This is a genomic window from methanotrophic endosymbiont of Bathymodiolus puteoserpentis (Logatchev) (assembly GCF_900128525.1).
Taxonomy (GTDB): Bacteria; Pseudomonadota; Gammaproteobacteria; order Methylococcales; family Methylomonadaceae; genus Methyloprofundus.
Genome location: NZ_FQTQ01000154.1, coordinates 1 through 3,462 on the forward strand (window position 1 = coordinate 1; position 3,462 = coordinate 3,462).

Here is a 3,462-nt window from a genome sequence, read left to right on the forward strand (position 1 = left end):
CAATGGAATTATACTGCCATTCCTGACGCAACAACTTTATAAGTTGCCTAAGTTATTTCATGCACATTCCTAAGCAGGAAGATGTGCATATTAATGGATTTGCGATGCAGTTTCGGATTAATGCCGAAGATCCTCAAAATGATTTTCTACCCAGTTTTGGGCGTATCAGTCGTTATTATGCACCAGGTGGTCCGGGTGTGCGTACTGATACGTCGATTTACACGGGTTATACTTTACCGCCGCACTATGATTCTCTCTGCGCTAAACTTGTTGTTTGGGCGCAGGATTGGCCGCGTGTTGTCGCACGGGGGCAAAGAGCGTTAGAGGATATGCGCCTATTCGGTATTAAAACAACCATTCCTTATTATCATGAGATTTTAAACTCGGAAGATTTTAACAGCGCAGACTTTAATACCTCGTTTGTTGATGCGCATCCCGAATTAACCCATTACTCTTTGAAGCGTGACCCAGAAGAATTGGCCACTGCTATTGCTGCTGCTATCGCAGTTCATTCAGGTTTTTAGGAAAACATTATGAGTATACAAAATATATCCACGAAAGGTTCTGTTTATTTTACTGACGTAGTATTACGCGATGGCCACCAATCTTTAATCGCCACACGTTTACGCACTGAAGATATGTTGCCGATTTGCGAGAAGTTGGATCGCGCGGGCTATTGGTCACTAGAAGTTTGGGGTGGAGCAACGTTTGATGCCTGCTTGCGCTTCTTAAAAGAAGACCCGTGGGAGCGTTTACGTCAGTTAAGACTCGCCTTACCTAATACCCGCTTACAAATGTTATTGCGCGGTCAAAATTTATTAGGCTACCGGCACTATGCTGATGATGTGGTCAATGCTTTTATTGATAAAAGTGCTGAAAATGGCATTGATGTGTTTCGCCTGTTTGATGCGCTGAATGATGAACGCAATTTAATCACTGCGGTAAATGCAGTTAAGCGTAACCAGAAACATGCGCAAGGTACCTTGTGTTATACGGTTAGCCCTGTGCATACGTTGGACAGTTTTGTAGAATTGGCAGTAAAGTTGGAAGACATGGGGTGTGATAGTCTTGCGATTAAAGATATGGCGGGATTATTAACACCGTTTTCTGCTGAACAATTAGTCAGCCGCCTTAAAGAGCGAGTCGACTTGCCGTTATTTTTACACTCACATTCAACTTCGGGCATGTCAACAATGTGCCAGCTAAAAGCGGTTGAAGCGGGTTGTCAGCATATTGATACGGCTATTTCCAGTTTTGCGGGAGGAACCAGCCATCCACCGACAGAAACTATGGCTGTGGCTTTGCGTGAAGCGGGTTATGAAGTCGATTTGGATATGGCTTTATTAAAAGAGATTGCTGACTATTTCAAAGAAGTACGTAAAAAATATCACCAGTTCGAGAGTGCTTATTCGGGTGTCGATACTGACGTATTATTAAGTCAAGTGCCGGGTGGCATGATGTCTAATCTGGCCAACCAGCTAAAAGAGCAAGGGGCTCTAGAGCGTATTGATGAAGTATTTGCAGAAATTCCTAAAGTACGTAAAGACTTGGGTTATCCCCCTTTAGTCACGCCGACCTCACAAATTGTTGGCACTCAGGCAGTACTTAATGTGGTCACGGGCGAGCGTTATAAAAGCATTACTAACGAGGTGAAGCGCTATCTTCAAGGTGGTTATGGACGTGCGCCTGGAAATGTAGATACTGGTTTACGTAAGCAGGCGATAGGTAATGAAACTGTGATTGATGTGCGCCCAGCGGACTTGATTAAAGATGAAATGGCCAGTTTACGCAAAGAATCGACGGCATTTGCAAAAAATGAAGAAGACGTGCTGATTTTTGCGATGTTCCCTGATATAGGTCAAACGTACTTAGAGCAACGTGAATTGGGGACCCTAGAACCAGAAGTTCTACAGGCTCAAGGGCAGGCAACAGCTGGTTCTTCTGTGCCTTTAGCAACTGAATTTAATATTAGCTTACATGGCGAAACTTATAATATTCAGTTAACAGGTGCTGGGCCACATGAGCAAAATCAACGTCATTTATATTTAACGGTTGATGGTATGCCTGAGGAGGTCTTATTACAATCTTTAAATGAATATTCGGGGCAAAATCAATTAGGCCGTCCAACAAGTAGAGGACCAGGTGATATTAGTACCTCAATGCCAGGTAATGTAGTTGATGTAATGGTGAATGAAGGTGATCAGGTGGCGATTGGAGATACTTTATTTATTATTGAAGCGATGAAAATGGAAACTGAAATCAAGGCTCAGGTGTCGGGTCGAGTGGCTAACGTACATATTAAAAAAGGTGACCGAGTAACGCCAGGTGAAGCTTTGATCCAAATTGAAATTTAAGCGGATAGCAAGGCATGCAAACTATGTCCGGTAACGATAGGTTTGTTTTTCTGTAATTTATAATAAAAATTACAGAAAGTATTACTATAAAACGGCAATATGAGTAAAAAAAGATTATTTAGAGGTTTTCCCTACTGAAACTGTTTATGGGTTAGGTGCTGATGCATCTAACCCAAGTGCAGTTCAATAAAATTAAATATTTTGATCTTACACCTAAACAGGTGAATTTTTATAGCATGCCGGAGGCCGGAGTAGAATATGGTATATGCACAGATTTTATATGTCATATTACGATAGTTAGGCGGCTTAACACTAGGCATTATGCTGAAACCAACCAGAACTAAGTCTTAGCCAGCATCAATGATCGATGAATTAAAGCAGAGGTTTTACTTGAGGCCTGATTGAATATGTTGGTATTTAAAGCCACTGAACATTAATACTATGACCGATGAATTTGAATCCTTAATTTATACTTAGGCCGCATGCTCATCAAACCTTTACCTTACTTGGAATGACTACCGATGAATAACCATAAACTGACTCACCTAAAAGAACTCGAAGCCGAAAGCATCCATATTATTCGTGAAGTTGCTGCTGAATTCGATCGCCCTGTTATGCTTTATTCCGTCGGTAAAGATTCGGCTGTTATGTTGCATTTAACGCGCAAAGCGTTTTATCCAGGCAAACCGCCTTTTCCCTTAATGCATGTTGATACCACATGGAAGTTCAAAGAAATGATTGAATTTCGTGATAAATATATCAAAGAATTAGGCTGGGATTTATTGGTTCACTCAAACCAGGATGGCATTGACCAGGGCGTGGGTCCCTTTACGCATGGTAGTAAAAAACATACGGATATCATGAAAACTACGGCTTTAAAGCAAGGATTGAATAAATATAAATTTGATGCTGCTTTTGGAGGCGCACGTCGTGATGAAGAAAAATCACGCGCTAAAGAGCGCGTGTATTCATTCCGTGATAAAAATCATGGCTGGGATCCTAAAAATCAGCGCCCCGAACTATGGAATATTTATAACGGCAGAATTGATCAAGGTGAAAGTATCCGTGTATTTCCAATCTCCAATTGGACTGAGTTGGATGTATGGCA

General features: G+C 41.5%; 2 protein-coding genes and 2 pseudogenes. All 4 read left to right on the forward strand.

The genetic code is table 11. The annotated features are described in order from the left end of the window. Positions 1–71: 71 nt before the first annotated feature. Positions 72–524 (forward strand): annotated as a pseudogene (locus tag BQ7314_RS12070) (acetyl-CoA carboxylase biotin carboxylase subunit); the annotation flags it as partial. A gap of 9 nt (positions 525–533) precedes the next feature. Then, positions 534–2,354: a sodium-extruding oxaloacetate decarboxylase subunit alpha gene (gene oadA / locus BQ7314_RS12075; protein WP_174483942.1), complete on the forward strand. Its 1,821-nt coding sequence runs from the start codon at positions 534–536 to the stop codon at positions 2,352–2,354. Positions 2,355–2,472: 118 nt separating this feature from the next. Then, a pseudogene (locus BQ7314_RS15855) lies at positions 2,473–2,544 on the forward strand (Sua5/YciO/YrdC/YwlC family protein); the annotation flags it as partial. 331 nt (positions 2,545–2,875) lie between these two features. Then, a partial coding sequence (gene cysD, locus BQ7314_RS12085) for a sulfate adenylyltransferase subunit CysD (protein ID WP_174483943.1) occupies positions 2,876–3,462 on the forward strand: 587 nt, incomplete at its 3' end.